The organism is Flavobacterium caeni, from assembly GCF_900101895.1.
Taxonomy (GTDB): domain Bacteria; phylum Bacteroidota; class Bacteroidia; order Flavobacteriales; family Flavobacteriaceae; genus Flavobacterium; species Flavobacterium caeni.
On record NZ_FMVF01000024.1, the window covers coordinates 1 to 17,713 of the forward strand.

Below are 17,713 nucleotides of genomic sequence, written 5' to 3' on the forward strand. Positions count from 1 at the left end.
AGCTTGCCGCAGACAGCAAGCCAATCCTGCACTCGGATCAGGGCTGGCAGTACCAGATGAAACAGTACCAAAGACTGCTGAAGCAAAATGGCATCACACAAAGCATGTCCCGAAAAGGAAACTGCCTGGATAATGCCGTAATCGAAAACTTCTTCGGGATACTTAAATGTGAACTCTATTACATCAATAAGTTCAGGTCAATAGACCATTTAAGGCATGAGATAAAAGAGTACATCAATTATTATAACAATGACAGGATTAAACTGAATTTAAATGGAATGAGCCCGACACAATATCGGGTTTATCATTATCAATGTAATTATTAACTTGTCTAAACTTTTGGGTGCAGTCTAAAAGCAGTGGTGAAATAAAAAATTATAAGCAATAAAGAGAATTAAAATTCTGTATCGCCTTTTTCAATTCGTGATTTTTAACGAATGTTGCTGCCTGCGAAAAACTGGGCGCGGACAACAAAAAAACCAAGACGTTGAACGGTCTTGGCTTGATATTGTATTTGGGTTACTCGTTACACATCGTCGTAATCGACATGCAATTCTGCGCTCGTTGGGTGCGCCTGACAGGTCAAAATAAGGCCTTCTGCGATTTCGCTGTCGGTCAAAATAGCGTTTTTCTTCATCTCGGCCGTACCTTTCGAAATGCGCGCCAGGCAACTGCTGCAAATCCCGCCCTGGCACGAATACGGCGCGTCGAGCCCTTGCTTTAAGGCCGCGTCGAGGATGGTTTGTTTTTGCGACATTTCGAACATGGTCTCTTCGTCGTCGACCAAAACCGTGATCTTGGTGTGGCCTTCGGGAGAAATGTGTATTTCCTTGGGCGCAAGCGACGACGAGAACAGTTCGAATTTGACGTTCTTCTCCGGAATATTGTGCTCTTTCAACACATCCGATACGGTGAGGATCATCGCCTCGGGTCCGCACAGATAGAACTTGTCGAACTCGAGGTTCTTGTATTTGTTGTTGAGCATGAAGTTGACGGTCGAACGTTCGATGCGCCCGAACAGTTCCCCGTCTACCTTGGCCTGGCTGTACACATGGTGCACGAAAAACCGGCCGGTGTATTTGAGTTGCATCTCGTGCAGGTCGTTGTAAAAAATCGTGTCCTCGGGCGTCTTGTTGCCGTACACGAGCAAAAAGGTACTTTTTGGCTCGCCTTCGAGCACACCGTGGATGATCGACATCACGGGTGTGATTCCACTTCCCGCCGCAAATGCCGCGTAATTCTTTTGGCGGTCGAGGTCGGGCGTAAACGTGAAGTTGCCTTCGGGCGTACCTACTTCGACCAAATCGCCGGCCTTGAGTTGGTTGTTGGCGAACATCGAAAACACACCGCCCTTGAGCGATTTGATCGCGATGCGCAACTCGCCGCTGTCGGGTGCCGAGCAAATCGAATAGGCGCGTCTGATTTCGTTGCCGTCCAAACGCAGCTTGAGGTTGATGTATTGGCCGGGAATGAAGCGGTATTGGTCTTGCAGTTCGGCGGGTACATTGAACAACACGGATACGGCGTCCTTGGTTTCGCGGCGCACCTCCTTGATGGTCAATTTGTAGAATGATGACATGACGGTATTTTTTGCAAAATTAACAAACAAAATCGCAAAGCGCCCAAAGTTTAGGGCAAAGTTTGCAAATCACCCCCAAGCACCGATTTTAATTTCCGAAGACAAAAGCATTTCACTTGTCGGTAAAAACAACCGGCACAAACTTTTAGACGATAATTTTCGCCATATCAAAAAGAAACGTATTTTTACCGGTTGGTATACTAAAACAGGCTTTTACCAGTTGTAAGACTAAATCATCCAGACATTGAAAACTAAATTACTCAGATACACCCCTATAGCCGGTTTGCTGGTTTTGGTGATTGCGTGCTCGACCAAAAAAAACACTTTTGTGTCCCGCAATTCCCATGCACTGAGTTCCAAATACAACATCCTTTATAACGGTGGACTCGCCCTGGACAAAGGCGTCGAGGAACTGAAATTGCAATACCAGGACAATTTTTGGGAACGTTTGCCCATCGAGCGTATGCAAATCAAGGAGCAGGCCGTGATGCCCGGCGACCAACCTACGGCCAACCCCAATTTCGAACGCGCCGAGACCAAGGCCACCAAGGCCATCCAGAAACACTCGATGAACATAGGCGGTACCGAGAAGAATCCGCAGATGGACGAAGCGCACCTCATGCTGGGCCAGGCGCGTTATTACGACCAACGGTTTGTGCCCGCGCTCGAGGCGTTCAACTACATCTTGTACAAGTACCCGACCAGCAGCAAAATATACGAGGCCAAGATTTGGCGCGAGAAAACCAACATGCGGTTGGAAAACGATGCCGTCGCGGTCACCAACCTGACCAATTTGCTCAAGGAAATCAAGTTCAAGGACCAGATTTTTGCCGATGCCAACGCCGCGCTTTCGCAAGCCTATCTGAATCTCGAGGACAAGGACAGCGCCGTGGCCAAACTGCAGCTCGCGCGCGATTTCACCAAGTCGAACGAAGAAGAAGCCCGTTACCGTTTTGTGCTCGGGCAATTGTACGAAGAGATGGCCTTGCCCGACAGTGCCTATGCCTCGTACCAATCGGTCATCGACATGCACCGCAAAGCGCCGCGTCGTTACGTGATCCATGCGCACATGCGTCAGGCGAACCAGTTCGACTACAAAACCGGCGACACGTTGGCGTTTGTAGAAAAGTACCAGAAGATGCTCGAAGACCGCGAGAACCGTCCGTACCTTGATGCGCTCAACCACCAGATGGCGTTGTTCTACGACAAGCAAAAGAACACCAAGCAGGCCAAAAAATACTACAACCTGTCGCTCAAACACAAAACGCAGGACCAGTACATGATGGCCTCGAATTACCGCAATTTGGCCGACATTTATTTTGACGACGCCAAATACCTGACCGCAGGCAAATACTACGACAGTACGCTGGTGCAGCTCGAGCCGCGTTCGCGCGAGTTCAAGGCGATCAAGAAAAAACGCGAGAATTTGAACGACGTCATCAAATACGAAGGCATCGCCACGCGCAACGACAGCATCCTCAAGGTGTGTGCGATGTCCGAAGCCGATCGCATCGCCTATTACAACGACCACATCGAAAAACTCAAAAAAGAAGAGGAACGACTCAAGTTGTTGGCCGAGAAATCGGGCGGCGGAAGCACCGGTACCGAAGGCGCCATCGACAATGTAGATCGCCCCGAGAAGTTCGGGCCCGACGGCAAGACGGCCGTGCGCGAGTCCGAGCAGGCGATGACACAGGCCCAAAAAGGCGCGCGTCCGCCGGCCGAGGGTACAACCGGTACGCCAGGCGGCAAGGCATCGGGGGACTTCTATTTTTACAACCCGACCACGGTGGCCTTCGGCAAGAACGAATTCATCAAGAACTGGGGCAACCGTGCGCACCGCAACAACTGGCGCGTTTCGGCGGCCAAGGGCGCCAATGCAGCGGGAGAAGAAGACCTTGCCTTGGGCGAAACAGGCGAGGACGGCAAGCCTGCCGAAGTCAAGACAGCCGAAATGTATACGGCGGAATACTACATCAAACAGCTGCCTACCACACAAAAGGAAATCGACAGCATCGGCAAGGAGCGCAATTTTGCGTACTACCAGCTCGGGGTGATTTACAAGGAGAAATTCAAGGAATACCAGTTGGCTTCGGACAAACTCGAAAAACTGTTGCAAAACAATCCCGAGGAACGACTCGTGTTGCCGTCGCTGTACAACCTTTACAAGATTTACGAGATCACCGACAAGGATAAGGCGCTAGCGATCAAAAACCGGATCATCGCCGAATATCCGGAATCGCGGTATGCCCAAATCCTCAAGAATCCCGATGCGGGTGCGGTTGCGGCAGGCGATTCGCCCGATGTGGCCTACCAAAAATTGTTCACGTTGTTCGAGGCGGGCGATTACCGCAAGGTCTTGGCCGAATCTGAAGTGGCGATTGAGCAATTCACTGGTGACGAACTCCAGCCCAAATTCGAGATGCTCAAGGCCAACGTGACCGGCAAGCTCAAAGGTTTGGACGAATACAAAAAGGCGCTCAATTACGTCGCGCTGACCTATCCGAACAGCGACGAAGGCAAGAAGGCCGAATCGATGCTCGCGCGAGAAGTCGTGGTCATGGAAGCGATGACGTTCAACAGCAAGGAGCCGGCGAGCTGGAAGATCTTGTACCAGGCCAACAACCTGTCCGACAACAAGACGATTGCGCTTTACGGCAAGATCGCCAAATTCCTCAAGGAACGTTCGTTCGACAAGATCACAATGTCGGTCGACATTTATACGATGACCGAAAACTTTATCGTCATCCACGGGCTCAAGAACGAGGAACACGCCAAGGGCATCCAATCGATCCTGAAGGAGTTCAAGGAATACAAGGTGCAGGAGCCGGGTTACATCATCTCGAACGAAAATTACAAGGTGGTCCAGATCAAGAAGAATTTCGACGAATTCCTCAAAGTGGGCAACGGCCCGATTGTGGCCACCCAGGCACCGAGCGTCCCCGACGACCCGACCGAAAAAATCTCGGATGAGGAAAAGCAGTTCAAGGAAATGCAACAGCGTGCGGCCGAAAACCGCAAAATGGCCAAGGAACAGCAAAAGCAACAACAAGGCAAGGTGTCCGATCCGGACCCCGAGACCGCAATGCCGCCGAATCCGTTCCAGAACCAAAACCAGACGCAGCCCAGACAAAACCAGCAGCAGATCCAAAACAACAACTCGATGCCGCCGGGTATGATGACGCCGCCATCGGGTACAGGAACCGCGCCGCCAAGGTCGCCGCAACCCAAGAAGTAATGTTTGACAGAAAGCCAAAATCGTACACCGACCTGTTGGGCAAAACCAACCGGATTGTAGAAGGGACCGTCATTCGTGGCGATATCCTTTCGCATGCCGATTTTAGGCTCGACGGCGAACTGATCGGCAATTTCCAGTCGAACGGCAAAATCGTGATCGGGCCTGCGGGCATCGTCAAAGGCGACATCGTGTGCCGCAACGCCGACATCGAGGGCAGGTTCCAGGGCAAGATCCAGGTGGCCGAAATCCTCAACGTCAAATCGAAGGCCGCCATACACGGCGAGGTCGTGTGCGGCAAATTATCGGTCGAGCCGGGCGCCGAGTTCAGCGCCTCGTGCGTGATGAAAACCAACCTCAAAGTCGTGGCCCATGAGCAACCCAAATCCGAAGCGCAAGGGTAACAAATGGCTCGCGCTTACGGGCATCCCGATTCAAATGGGCGCGATTGTGTTTTTGTTTGCGTGGGGCGGGAAATGGCTCGACGCGAAATACCCCAACAAACACGACGCCTACGTCAAGGTGCTGACGCTCGTGGGCGTGGGGATCGCTTTTTACAACCTCAACCGCCAACTCAAGGAAATCAATAAAATAGACGACCAGCAATGAAAAACAACCGGTTTCGCCCGCTTGTCGAGTTGACTTTCCTTACGGGACTTGCTTTTGCGGGACATATGCTGTTGTTCCAGTATTGGTTTTCGGGACGCGATGCCAATTTCAGGTACAGCCTTGTTGAACTTTATGGGTTTTTCTTTTTGTGTTCGGCCGTCATCTTGTTCTTGCTGATCCGTATGAGGCACAACAACATAGACAGTGTGGGCAATGCATTCATGGCCCTGACGGTGGTCAAGATGGTACTCGCCTATGTGTTGCTTCATCCTATATTGGGCGATACACATGCCGAGGTCGCCGCCGAGAAGACCAATTTCTTTGTCGTTTTTTTGCTGTTTCTGACGTTCGAAACCGCGCTTGCGATTAGGTTGCTGGGCGATGAAAAAAAATGAACTTTTCTCTTCTTTTAACAAAACGCGTTCGTTTCTGAATCAACGTTTTACACATTAAGCAATAAAGTGCTGTTTAGACGGCAAAAACGTCAAAAAATATTTTAGGCTAACGCTTTTGGATATTAATATTTAGTGTACCTTTGCACCAAATTTCAGAAAGTATAATTAAGATCCTAAATACGCTATGGTGTTTTCCAAAAAACCACTCCTTTTTATAATAGCCACTTTAACCGCTTGTCTTTCATTTTCTGGTTTTGCCCATCCGGTACAGGATTCGGTTGCGACAGCCGCCGCACATCCGCACGAAGCTACTGCCCATGCCGCTGCCGGCGCGGGTCACGCCGAGGCTCCGGTGCTTTCCGAAGCCGATCAAAAAGAGGCCGAGCGCAAGGAGTTCATCAAGCACCACCTTTTGGATTCGCACGATTTCCATTTGTTTTCTTATGGCAAGGATTCGGGCCACGAGACACACGTGGGCTTTCCGTTGCCTGTGATTTTGTGGGACAATGGATTGCACGTATTCATGTCGTCTAGATTCGACCATGGCCATGCCGTAGCCGAATCGAATGGCAACTACTACATGATTGGCCACCACGACGGCAAGATTTACAAGACCGATGCCGCCGGAACCGTCACACACGACGAAAAAGGCCACACCACGAACGAAAAGCCACTCGATTTGTCGATCACCAAGAACGTCGCGATGATCGTGATTGTCGGGTTGTTGATGTTCCTGTTGTTTGCCGGTCTTGGAAAATCATACAAAAAGAACGGATCGATCGCCAAGGGCGCGGGCCGTTTCTTCGAGCCGCTCGTGTTGTACGTTCGCGACGAGATCGCGATCCCGAACATCGGCGAGAAACACTACCGCAAATACATGAGCTTTTTGCTCACCATCTTTTTCTTTGTTTGGTTCATGAACATGTTCGGGCTTACGCCGCTGGGCATCAACGTGACGGGTAACATCGCCATCACGGCGGCCCTGGCCATTTTGGCTTACCTGATTACGACGTTCACAGCGAAGAAAGATTACTGGACACACATTTTTTGGATGCCGGGCGTTCCGGTCCCAATGAAAATCATCCTCGCACCGATCGAATTGCTCGGTACGATCATCAAGCCGTTCTCGCTCATGATCCGTTTGTATGCGAACATGATCGCGGGTCACGTCGTTTTGATGAGTTTGGTGGCCTTGATGTACAAAGCCGATCACGCGCTCGGAAGCCCATTGGCGTTCTTGCTCGCGTTTGTCTTGACGATCCTCGAGGTGTTGGTGGCGTTGTTGCAGGCCTACATCTTTACGATGCTCGCCGCGCTGTATTTTGGTTCGGCTGTAGAGGAGCACCACCACGAAGAGGCGCACCATTAAGTCGAAAGAAAAAAAGTCATAAAGTCGAAAGGCTTTTACGACTTTACGACTTTGGACTTTATGACGAAATTGAATGTTTAATTTTTTAATATATACATTATGGAAATCCCTAGAATTATCGGAGCTGGTTTGGTAGTAATCGGTGCAGGTATCGGTATCGGACGTATCGGTGGATCTGCAATGGACGCTATCGCTCGTCAACCAGAAGCTACTGGAAAAATCCAGACAGCTATGTTGATCGCTGCCGCTCTTATTGAAGGTATCGGTTTCGCTGCGATCTTCGCAGCGTAAATCAAAAAGACAAAATGCTGTAACGGTTGGTTGCAGCTTTTGTTTACTATTACAATTAACAATTAAGACACATATATAATGGAAGAATTATTTGGACAGTTTTCGTTGGGCTTGTTTATCATGCAAACCGTATTGTTCGTCGGACTTATTTTCTTGTTGAAGAAATTCGCATGGAAACCTATCCTTGACGCGGTGAACGAACGTGAAGACGGCATCAAGAACGCCTTACTCTCTGCCGAGAACGCACGCAAGGAGATGGCCAATTTGCAAGCCGACAACCAACGCATCCTGAACGAGGCCCGCGCCGAGCGCGACGGCATGCTCAAGGAAGCGCGCGAAATGAAGGAAAAAATGATTGCAGACGCCAAAAACGAAGCGACGGCTGCCGGCGAGAAAATGATCGCACAGGCCAAAGCTGCCATCGAAGGCGAGAAGAACGCCGCCATGGCCGACTTGAAAGCACAGGTTTCTTCATTGTCTTTGGAGATTGCCGAGAAATTATTGAAAGAAGAATTGTCCAACAAAGAAGCCCAAGTGAAATTGGTCGAGAAAATGTTGGGTGACGCAAAAATGAACTAATATGTCTACAAGAGCAGCCATCCGCTACGCCAAGGCCATCCTCGATATCGCGCACAACAAAGGCGTCGCGACCGAGGTGAACACCGACATGCAAACCATCGCGGCTACCGTAGGCAACAACGCAGAATTGTCGGCGTTCTTGACCGACGAGACCAAGACGCTCAAGGTAAAAAGCGGCGCGGTATCAGAAATTTTTTCAAGCGTCAACGGCGTGACCAAGGGGTTGTTCCAATTGTTGGCCGAGAACAAGCGTTTCGAGATTTTGGGTACGATCGCCTCCGAATACAACCGTCTTTTCGAAGAGATGAACGGTATGGAAACGGCCACCGTAACCACCGCGATCCCGATGGATGCCGAACTCGAAGGCAAGGTCATGGCCAAGATCCTGACGTTTTCGAACAAAAAGATCAACATCAAGAATATTGTGGATCCGGCCATCATCGGCGGGTTCATCCTCAGAATAGGCGACCAGCAATACAATGCTTCGGTGGCCAACAGATTGCAAACATTAAAAAGAGAATTAAGTAATTAATTATACAGCATTATGGCGGAAATTAAACCAGCTGAGATTTCAGCAATATTGAAGAAACAAGTAGAAGGGTTTGAATCTGGAGCGACACTCGAAGAAGTGGGAACCGTACTTCAGGTTGGTGACGGTATTGCACGTGTTTACGGATTATCGAATGCACAATACGGCGAATTGGTTCAGTTCGACAACGGTATGGAAGGTATCGTCTTGAACTTGGAAGAAGACAACGTAGGTGTCGTATTGCTCGGACCGTCAACAGGAATCAAGGAAGGTTCAACCGCCAAGAGAACACAGCGTATCGCTTCGCTCAAAGTAGGTGAAGAAATGGTAGGCCGTGTGGTCAACACCTTGGGTCAGCCGATCGATGGCAAAGGCCCTATCGGCGGTACTTTGTACGACATGCCACTCGAGCGTAAAGCGCCAGGGGTTATCTTCCGTCAGCCCGTAACCGAGCCATTGCAGACTGGTGTTAAAGCCGTCGACGCGATGATCCCGGTAGGCCGTGGCCAGCGTGAGCTTGTGATTGGTGACCGTCAAACCGGTAAATCTACCGTTTGTTTGGATACCATCTTGAACCAAAAAGAATTCTACGACGCAGGCCAGCCTGTATTTTGTATCTATGTTGCCGTCGGACAAAAAGCGTCTACGGTAGCGGGTATCGCCAAGACTTTGGAAGAAAAAGGCGCGATGGCTTACACCGTGATTGTGGCCGCCAACGCTTCTGACCCTGCGCCGATGCAGGTTTACGCGCCAATGGCCGGAGCCGCTATCGGTGAATATTTCCGCGACACAGGCCGTCCGGCTTTGATCGTATACGATGATTTGTCTAAACAAGCCGTGGCTTACCGTGAGGTGTCGCTCTTGCTCCGTCGTCCACCAGGGCGTGAGGCGTATCCGGGTGACGTTTTCTACCTCCACAGCCGTTTGTTGGAAAGAGCTTGTAAAGTGATCAACAACGACGAGATCGCCAAGAACATGAACGACTTGCCAGACAACTTGAAGCCAATCGTAAAAGGTGGCGGATCGCTTACGGCACTCCCAATCATCGAAACCCAAGCGGGCGACGTTTCGGCGTACATCCCAACCAACGTAATTTCGATTACCGACGGACAGATCTTCTTGGAGTCGGACTTGTTCAACTCTGGTGTACGTCCGGCGATCAACGTAGGTATTTCGGTATCGCGTGTAGGTGGTAACGCCCAGATCAAGTCGATGAAGAAAGTTGCCGGTACCTTGAAACTCGACCAGGCGCAATTCCGTGAATTGGAAGCGTTTGCCAAGTTCGGTTCCGACCTCGACGCCGTTACCTTGAACGTAATCGAAAAAGGACGTCGTAACGTAGAGATCTTGAAGCAAGGTTTGAACTCGCCGTTTACCGTTGAAGACCAGGTGGCGATCATCTACGCCGGTTCTAAAAACCTTTTGCGTAACGTTCCGGTCAACAAAGTGAAAGAATTCGAGAAAGACTTCTTGGAATTCATGAACGCCAAGCACCGCGACACACTCGACGCCTTGAAAGCCGGTAAATTCACCGACGAACTCACCGACGTGATCGAGAAAGTAGCGAAAGAAGTTTCAGCGAAATACAATTAATAATAGTCATAAGGTCATAAAGTCATAAAGTCCGAAAGTCAGCTACGTTGACGCAGTATGGGCCTTTTGACTTTAAGACTTTCGACTTTCGACTAAATAAATATGGCAAACCTAAAGGAAATCCGCAACAGAATCACCTCGGTATCGTCGACGATGCAAATCACCTCGGCGATGAAGATGGTGTCTGCGGCCAAGCTCAAGAAAGCACAGGATGCGATTACCGCCATGCGTCCGTATGCCGAAAAGATGACCGAATTGCTGCAAAACCTTTCCGCAACTTTGGATGGCGATGCAGGAGGCGAGTTCACCGTACAACGCGAAGTCAAGAACGTTTTGGTTGTGGCCATCACGTCTAACCGCGGCTTGGCTGGTGCGTTCAACTCGAACGTCATCAAGGAGTTGCGCAACCAGACCGAAAATGTCTATGCGGGCAAGAAGGTCGATTTTGTGACCATCGGTAAAAAAGGAAACGACATCGTACGCAAGAACAACACCGTGGTGTTCAACAACAACAGTGTGTTCGACAACCTGACGTTCGAGAATGTGTCCGAGATCGCCAACGAAATCACCGCATTGTTCCTGCAAGGCAAGTACGACAGGGTAGTCTTGGTGTACAACCAATTCAAGAATGCCGCCACACAAATCATCCAGGCCGAGCAATTTTTGCCGTTGGCCCCGATTGCTTCAGACAAAGCGGCTTCGAATGTCGATTACATCTTCGAACCTTCGAAAGAGGAAATCGTGCTCGAATTGATCCCGAAAATGCTCAAGACGCAGTTGTACAAAGCCATCCGCGATTCGTTCGCTTCGGAACACGGCGCGCGTATGACGGCCATGCACAAGGCAACTGATAACGCCACGGCGCTCAGAAACCAACTCAAGCTCACCTACAACAAGGCGCGTCAAGCGGCCATTACAGGCGAGATCCTCGAGATTGTGGGCGGTGCAGAAGCGTTGAACGGATAATTCGAACGATTCAAAAATACCCAAGGGCCGGCGTTTTGTCGGCCCTTTTTTTATGCAGTGTCTAGGTCTTCAAACCCAAAGAAATACTTATTTTTGTTCATCTTAACCGCACACTTTGGGTATCTACAAAAAATTGTTCCAGCAAACGGCCATTTACGGATTGGCGACGGTAATCCCGCGCATGATCAGTTTTTTTCTCGTGCCGCTTTACACCGATTTGCTGCCCAAGGAAGCCTACGGCAAGGTCAACATCATTTTCTCATATCTGATTTTCTTCAACGTGATTTTGGCCTATGGCATGGAAACGGCCTTTTTCAGGTTCTACAACAAAGAAACCGACAAACGCAATGTCGTAGAAACGACCATGGTTTCTATTTTCTGGACCTCGCTCGCGTTTCTGGGGCTGGGGCTTTTGTTTCGCAATACTTTGGCCGCCTGGTCGGGGATCGATGTGCAGTACGTGACCTACACCATCTGGATCCTGGTGCTCGATGCGCTGGTCGTGATCCCGTTCTCGAAACTGCGCGCCAACCAACGCCCGCTTTTTTACGCCATGGTCAAAATCGGGAACGTGACGGTAAATTTGTTGCTCAACCTGTTCTTTTTGATTTTGCTTCCGAAGCTCGCGACGTCCAATCCCGACGATTTTTTCAGCCTGATGTATTTCGAGGATTTCCAGATTGGCTACATTTTCCTGTCGAACATCGTGGCGAGCCTGCTTACGTTTGTGGTCCTGTCGCCCGATTATTTCAGGATCAAGTGGCATTTCGATTGGGGTTTGTGGAAGCAAATGATGCGGTACGGGTTGCCGATCCTTGTGGCCGGAATCGCTTTTGCGATCAACGAACAGTTCGACAAAATCCTGCTCGGACAATTGCTGCCGCCCGACACCGCCGATGCCGAAGTCGGGATTTATTCGGCCTGCTACAAAATCGGGTTGTTCATGGTGTTGTTCCGCACGGCTTACACGCTGGGCATCGAACCGTTTTTCTTTAGCCATGCCGGCAGCGATAACGCCAAGGAAACCTATGCCACGGTGACCAAGTATTTTGTCATTTTCGGGTCGCTCATTATGCTCGGCGTGATTGTTTTTGCCGATGTGATCAAGGTGCTCATGATACGCGACAGCGCCTATTGGGAGGCAATGAAAGTCGTACCGCTGATTATCCTGGCCAATTTTTTCCTCGGTATCTACACCAATCTGTCGGTATGGTACAAACTCATCGACAAGACGCATATCGGTGCGTGGATCTCGATTGCGGGCGCGGCCGTAACGCTGGCGCTCAATTTTGCGCTGATCCCGTACTTCGAATCGACCGGACGCGACGGCTATATGGGCTCGGCCATCGCTACGATTGCGGCCTACGGCAGCATGATGTTGCTTTCTTACCTGATGGGCCGCAACGCCTATCCGATCCCTTACGACATGAAAAGAATAGGCGGCTATCTCGCGCTGTCGATCGTATTTTCTTGTGTGTCTTTTTACGGGTTCCGCGAAAATTACTTCGTGGGCATCGGACTGTTGCTCGTTTTTATGTATTTCATCTATTTCAACGAAAAAGATACGCTTCACAAAATCATCCGCAGACAATCAAAGACGTCAGGCCCCGTTCCCAAAACCGATTTATAAATTCCAACATATGACCATCAAAATCGTCAACCAATCGCAGCATGCGCTGCCCCATTACGAAACCGACGCGTCGGCAGGCATGGATTTGCGCGCCAACCTAGACGCCCCCGTGACGTTGCAGCCGCTCGGGCGCGCCATCATCAAAACCGGTTTGTTCATCGAATTGCCCGTCGGCTACGAAGCCCAGGTGCGTCCGCGTTCCGGATTGGCCGCCAAGAAAGGCATCACCGTTTTGAATTCCCCGGGTACCGTCGATGCCGATTACCGCGGCGAGATTGGGGTAATTTTGGTCAATTTATCCAACGAGGCCTTTGTGGTCGAAAACGGCGAACGCATCGCGCAACTCGTCATCGCCAAGCACGAGCGCGCCGAGTGGCTGTCGGTCGAAGAATTGTCTGAAACAGTAAGGGGCGCAGGCGGGTTTGGCTCGACGGGTGTGAAGTAAACTGTCAATAACTCTAACAAAAACTTCGCGGACTTTGCGGAAAACTTCGTGAACTTTGCGGTAAAATCAACTTTATGAAAATCATCGTACCCATGGCCGGACGCGGTTCGCGCCTTAGACCACATACCTTAACCGTTCCAAAACCGCTCATCCCGATTGCCGGAAAGCCCATCGTGCACCGCCTGGTCGAGGACATCGCGGGTGTCATCAACCAAAAAATCGACGAAATCGCGTTCATCATCCACAAGGATTTTGGCAAGCAGGTGGAAACCGACTTGATCGCCATCGCTGAAAAGTTGGGTTCAAAAGGTACGATTTACTACCAAAACGAAGCCCTGGGCACCGCGCACGCGATCATGTGCGCCAAGGATTCGATGACCGGACCGATTGTCGTGGCGTATGCCGACACGTTGTTCCGCGCCGATTTCACGCTCGACACCTCGGCCGACAGCGTCATCTGGGTCAAGCAGGTCGACGATCCGAGCGCGTTTGGCGTGGTACAATTGAACGAAAACAACCAGATTGTCGATTTTGTCGAAAAGCCGCAACATTTTGTATCGGACCTGGCCATCATCGGCATCTACTATTTCAAGTCGGGCGAAACTTTGCGCGCCGAATTGCAATACCTGCTCGATAACAACGTTGTAAAAGGCGGGGAATACCAGCTTACCGACGGGCTCGAGAACATGAAGGTCAAGGGCCTCAAGTTTGTGCCGGGCAAAGTCGACGAATGGATGGACTGCGGCAACAAAAACGTCACGGTAGAAACCAATTCGCGTTTGCTCGGGTTTTTGCAGGGCGACGGCGAAAATTTGGTGTCGGCCAGCGCCAAGATCGAGAATTCGACGATCATCCCGCCGTGTTTCATTGGCGACGATGTGATTTTGATCAACGCGACCGTAGGCCCTAACGTGTCGCTCGGCAAGGCCACGCATGTGACCGATTCGACCATCAAGAACAGCTTGGTGCAAACGCATGCGCACATCAAGAACGCGAATCTGGACAATGCGATGATCGGCAACCACGCCTCGTTCGATGGAAAATTCACCAGCATCAGCATCGGCGATTATTCGGTGTTGGAATAACAGAGAAAATGAAAAAAAAGCTCCGGAATTGGATACTGGCATTGTTATTCGCCCCGGCTGCGCTTTTGGCGCAAACCGAGCCCGAGGACATTGCCATGAACCAAAACGAATTCCAGGACGCTTTTTACGAATCGCTCAAACAAAAAGGCATCGAGAATTACGACAAGGCGATCCTGTCGCTCGAAAAATGCCAGAAACTGGAGCCCAACAACGCCACGGTAATCTTTGAATTGGGCAAGAATTACCTCGCGCTCAAGGACTATAAAAAAGCCTACGAATCGTTCGAAAAGGCCACCCAGATAGACCCGAACAACAAATGGTTTTGGGTGGGCATGTACGATGTGTGTTATGAGACACGCGATTGGGAGCAGGCGATTGTCATCGTTAATAAGCTCATCCAGTTCAAGCGCGAGTACAAGGAAGACCTGGTGTCGTTGTACATGAATACCCAGCAGTTCGACAAGGCGCTCGCGCTGATCAACGAGCTCAACGAATCGGTGGGCAAATCGGACATGCGCGACAACTACAAGATGCAAATCCTGCGCGACACCAAGTACCAGGGCGCCGAAAAGGACAACCTGCTGGCGGCCATCAAAAAGAACCCCAAGGACGAGGCGAGTTACATCGCCTTGATTTACCTGTACTCCGAAAGCAACCAGGAAGACAAGGCCGTCGAGATCGCCAAGCAGCTCGAGCGCGAGATCCCGACGTCGGATTTTGCGCAAGTGAGCCTGTTCAAGGAGCATTTGAACCAAGCCGACGGGGCCAAGGCCGCCAAGGCGATGAACACGGCGCTGGCCAGCGGCAAGATCGACCAGAAAATCAAGCACCGCATGCTCAACGAGTTTTTGATTTTTGTCAAAGACAAGCCGCAGTTCGAACCCGATCTGGACAACGCCATCGGTTATTTCAAAGACGACAAACAGGTGCCCGTGGCCAAGGAAATCGGCAAGTTCTACCACAGCAAAAAGAACTGGGACAAGGCGGCCAAATACTACGAGATGCATTTGGCTGGCGCATCGGATGATGTCGAGGGGACGCTGTTGTTGTTCGACGTTTACACGCAAAAGCAACAGTTCGACGGTATGGCCAAGAAGGCCGAGACGATGATCGAGCTGTATCCGCTGCAACCGCAATTCTACTATTACGCCGGACTGGCCTACAACCAACAAAAGAATTTCAAGAAGGCCAAGGATTTGCTCGAAATGGGGCTCGATTACCTGGTAAACGATACTGCGCTCGAAATCAATTTCAACGTACAATTGGGCGAAGCCTACAACGGACTGGGCGATGCCAAAAAGAAAGAAGCTTATTTCACCAAGGCCGATAAGCTGTTAAACAAAAAGTAATGAATAAATATATTGCCGTGTTGACCCTTGCCGCGTTGTGTTCGTGCAAGACCGCGCAACCCGTAGCGTCCACCTCCACAACGGTTGCCGAGACCACTTCGGCCAAGCGTGTAATCGATGCGCATTATGCCGTGCCGCGCCAGTTTACCACGGCCTACATCAAGGCGGGTGTGCGGTATGAAGACGCCAAGAACAAACAAAACGTATCGGCCGAGATCCGCATCAAGAAAGACGAAATCATTTTGGTGAGCATCCGTTTGCTGGGCATCACCATGGCCAAGGCGCTCATCACGCCCCAAGAGGTGAAATATTACGAAAAAATCAACGGCGAGTATTTTGAAGGCGATTATGCGGCGCTCGTCAAATTTTTGGGGACCGATCTCGATTTCCAAAAAGTGCAGAACCTGTTGATTGGGCAGGCGATGGACAATTTGCGCACGGGGAATTTTTCGGCCTCAAGCGAGGCCAACCTGTACAAACTGGAAAACCAGGGGCCAACAACCAAACAATTTTTCTTCGAGCCCGAACATTTTTGGCTCGCCAAGCAACGCATCGACCAACCCGACAAACAGCGCAGCATGCAGGTCACCTATCCCGATTATGCCAGCTATGGTGCAACGGTATGGCCCAAAGCTTTGCTCATCGAGGCCTTGCAACCCAAAGGAAAGACCAACATAGACGTCGAAATCAACGCCGTAGACATCGACCAGCCGCTCACGTTCCCATACAGCGTGCCAAGCGGTTACGATAGAATCCAGATAAATGATTAGTTTTGCTTAAACGAACCCCTATGCCCAAACAACTATTTACCCTGATTTTCCTGTGCGTCGCCTCGATCGCGTGGGGCCAGCAAACGCAGGAGAAACTCGAAAAACGCAAGGCGCAGATCCTCAAGGAAATCCAGGAGAAGGAAGCGCAGTTGCAGGAGTTCCGTTCGCAGGAAAAGTCGGTCAAGACGCAGTTGCAGTTGCAAAAGGAGAAGATCCAGCTCAAGCAAAAACTCATCAACACCACCGAAAGGCAAACCAGGGTACTCAACGACGACATCTACCTCAACCAGGTCAGCATCAACAGGCTCAAAAAGGAATTGGTGATCTTGAAGGAAGATTATGCCGAAATGATCGTCAAGTCCTACAAAGCCCGGTCTGAGCGTAGCCGTGTGATGTTTTTGCTTTCGTCGCAAAACTTCCTGCAGGCCTACAAACGCGCGCAGTACATGAAGCAGTATGCGAGCTACCGTCGTGCGCAAGGCGAGGAAATCGTCGAAAAATCTAAAGAACTCGAAGACCGCACCCAAAAAATCGTCGCCCAGAAGGAAGAAAAGCAAAAACTCCTGCAGGAAAACGAAAAAGAAAAACGCGTACTCGAAAAGGAAAAGCAAGAGCAGGAAGAGGTGGCCAAGGCCATCAAGAAATCGAAGAACCAGATTGCCGCCGAAATCAAGAAAAAGCAGCAAGAAACCCGAAACATCGACCGTCAAATCGACCGTTTGATCCGCGAGGCGATCGCGGCAGCCAACAAGAAAACCGCGGCGGCCAACAAAAAATCGAACCCAAAGACCACCAAAACCAAGGAAGTCGAAACCGCCACCAAGATTGTCCTGACGCCCGAAGGCAAGATCATCGCCGACAATTTCAGGGCCAACAAAGGACGCCTGCCGTGGCCGGTAGAAAAAGGTTTTGTGTCGTTGGGCTATGGCGACCAGGCGCATCCGGTTTACAAATCGTTGGTCGTGCACAACTCAGGTGTCGAGATCACCACCGACCAAGGCTCGAGCGCACGCGCCGTTTTTGACGGCGAAGTCATCAAGGTCATGGTGCTTTCGCCCGTGAACCGCGCGGTCATGATCCAGCATGGCGACTATTTCACGGTGTACCAGAACCTCTCGAGCGTCAACGTGAACAAGGGCGACAAGGTCAAGACCAAGCAAACCATCGGCAAGATCCGCACCAACGGCGATACGGGCAAAACGGTACTCAAATTCACCATTTCGCAGAACACGACCTACAACAACCCAGCGGGCTGGTTGTCGAACATGTAGGTTTTAACCACAAAGGGC

At 50.6% G+C, this 17,713-nt stretch carries 19 protein-coding genes; 18 read left to right on the forward strand and 1 reads right to left on the reverse strand.

Translation table 11 applies throughout. The annotated features are described in order from the left end of the window. On the forward strand, positions 1–326 hold a 326-nt coding region (locus BLP55_RS15365; RefSeq protein WP_139149738.1), incomplete at its 5' end, for an IS3 family transposase. A 200-nt stretch (positions 327–526) separates the two neighbouring features. On the opposite strand, the gene BLP55_RS15370 is transcribed toward BLP55_RS15365, so the two are convergent. Continuing rightward, on the reverse strand, positions 527–1,579 hold the full coding sequence (locus tag BLP55_RS15370) for a 2Fe-2S iron-sulfur cluster-binding protein (protein ID WP_091146776.1): 1,053 nt from the start codon (positions 1,577–1,579) through the stop codon (positions 527–529). Here BLP55_RS15370 and BLP55_RS15375 point away from each other — a divergent pair. The 17 genes from BLP55_RS15375 (at position 1,578) to BLP55_RS15455 (ending at position 17,695) form a co-directional block, all read left to right on the forward strand. Next, positions 1,578–1,805 carry a hypothetical protein gene (locus tag BLP55_RS15375; protein WP_091146781.1) on the forward strand — a complete coding sequence of 76 codons (228 nt, stop codon included), beginning with the start codon at positions 1,578–1,580 and terminating at the stop codon, positions 1,803–1,805. The genes BLP55_RS15370 and BLP55_RS15375 overlap by 2 nt on opposite strands. A gap of 18 nt (positions 1,806–1,823) precedes the next feature. Beyond that, on the forward strand, positions 1,824–4,817 hold the full coding sequence (gene porW, locus BLP55_RS15380) for a type IX secretion system periplasmic lipoprotein PorW/SprE (RefSeq protein WP_244503478.1): 2,994 nt from the start codon (positions 1,824–1,826) through the stop codon (positions 4,815–4,817). After that, positions 4,817–5,218 (forward strand): bactofilin family protein, encoded by a 402-nt coding sequence (locus tag BLP55_RS15385; protein ID WP_091146784.1) that lies wholly within the window; start codon positions 4,817–4,819, stop codon positions 5,216–5,218. Before porW ends, BLP55_RS15385 begins: the two co-directional genes overlap by 1 nt. Continuing rightward, a complete protein-coding gene (locus BLP55_RS15390; RefSeq protein WP_091146786.1) occupies positions 5,187–5,423 on the forward strand; it encodes an AtpZ/AtpI family protein in 237 nt (78 codons plus the stop codon). Before BLP55_RS15385 ends, BLP55_RS15390 begins: the two co-directional genes overlap by 32 nt. Further along, positions 5,420–5,818, forward strand: a complete 399-nt coding sequence (locus BLP55_RS15395) for a hypothetical protein (RefSeq protein ID WP_139149740.1) — start codon at positions 5,420–5,422, stop codon at positions 5,816–5,818. Before BLP55_RS15390 ends, BLP55_RS15395 begins: the two co-directional genes overlap by 4 nt. 184 nt (positions 5,819–6,002) lie before the next feature. Continuing rightward, complete coding sequence (atpB, locus tag BLP55_RS15400) at positions 6,003–7,187, forward strand: F0F1 ATP synthase subunit A (RefSeq protein ID WP_091146793.1); 1,185 nt, start codon at positions 6,003–6,005, stop codon at positions 7,185–7,187. A 99-nt stretch (positions 7,188–7,286) separates the two neighbouring features. After that, a complete protein-coding gene (atpE, locus tag BLP55_RS15405) occupies positions 7,287–7,478 on the forward strand; it encodes an ATP synthase F0 subunit C (protein ID WP_170826890.1) in 192 nt (63 codons plus the stop codon). Positions 7,479–7,556: 78 nt separating this feature from the next. After that, positions 7,557–8,057, forward strand: coding sequence for a F0F1 ATP synthase subunit B (locus BLP55_RS15410; protein ID WP_091146801.1), 501 nt, complete (start codon positions 7,557–7,559; stop codon positions 8,055–8,057). Between the two features lies 1 nt (position 8,058). Then, a complete protein-coding gene (gene atpH, locus BLP55_RS15415; protein WP_091146805.1) occupies positions 8,059–8,589 on the forward strand; it encodes an ATP synthase F1 subunit delta in 531 nt (176 codons plus the stop codon). Positions 8,590–8,601: 12 nt separating this feature from the next. Then, on the forward strand, positions 8,602–10,179 hold the full coding sequence (gene atpA, locus BLP55_RS15420) for a F0F1 ATP synthase subunit alpha (RefSeq protein WP_091146809.1): 1,578 nt from the start codon (positions 8,602–8,604) through the stop codon (positions 10,177–10,179). A gap of 102 nt (positions 10,180–10,281) precedes the next feature. Further along, positions 10,282–11,145, forward strand: a complete 864-nt coding sequence (gene atpG / locus BLP55_RS15425; RefSeq protein WP_091146813.1) for an ATP synthase F1 subunit gamma — start codon at positions 10,282–10,284, stop codon at positions 11,143–11,145. Positions 11,146–11,260: 115 nt separating this feature from the next. Further along, positions 11,261–12,775 (forward strand): lipopolysaccharide biosynthesis protein, encoded by a 1,515-nt coding sequence (locus BLP55_RS15430; RefSeq protein ID WP_091146817.1) that lies wholly within the window; start codon positions 11,261–11,263, stop codon positions 12,773–12,775. A 10-nt stretch (positions 12,776–12,785) separates the two neighbouring features. After that, complete coding sequence (gene dut, locus BLP55_RS15435; RefSeq protein ID WP_091146821.1) at positions 12,786–13,220, forward strand: dUTP diphosphatase; 435 nt, start codon at positions 12,786–12,788, stop codon at positions 13,218–13,220. 74 nt (positions 13,221–13,294) lie between these two features. Further along, positions 13,295–14,305: a sugar nucleotidyltransferase gene (locus BLP55_RS15440; RefSeq protein ID WP_091146825.1), complete on the forward strand. Its 1,011-nt coding sequence runs from the start codon at positions 13,295–13,297 to the stop codon at positions 14,303–14,305. 8 nt (positions 14,306–14,313) lie between these two features. Next, positions 14,314–15,654, forward strand: a complete 1,341-nt coding sequence (locus tag BLP55_RS15445; protein ID WP_091146828.1) for a tetratricopeptide repeat protein — start codon at positions 14,314–14,316, stop codon at positions 15,652–15,654. Beyond that, positions 15,654–16,424 carry a lipoprotein insertase outer membrane protein LolB1 gene (locus tag BLP55_RS15450; RefSeq protein WP_091146830.1) on the forward strand — a complete coding sequence of 257 codons (771 nt, stop codon included), beginning with the start codon at positions 15,654–15,656 and terminating at the stop codon, positions 16,422–16,424. The genes BLP55_RS15445 and BLP55_RS15450 overlap by 1 nt, the downstream gene beginning before the upstream one ends. Positions 16,425–16,444: 20 nt before the next feature. Further along, positions 16,445–17,695, forward strand: coding sequence for a murein hydrolase activator EnvC family protein (locus BLP55_RS15455; protein ID WP_091146835.1), 1,251 nt, complete (start codon positions 16,445–16,447; stop codon positions 17,693–17,695). The last annotated feature ends 18 nt before the right edge of the window (positions 17,696–17,713 follow it).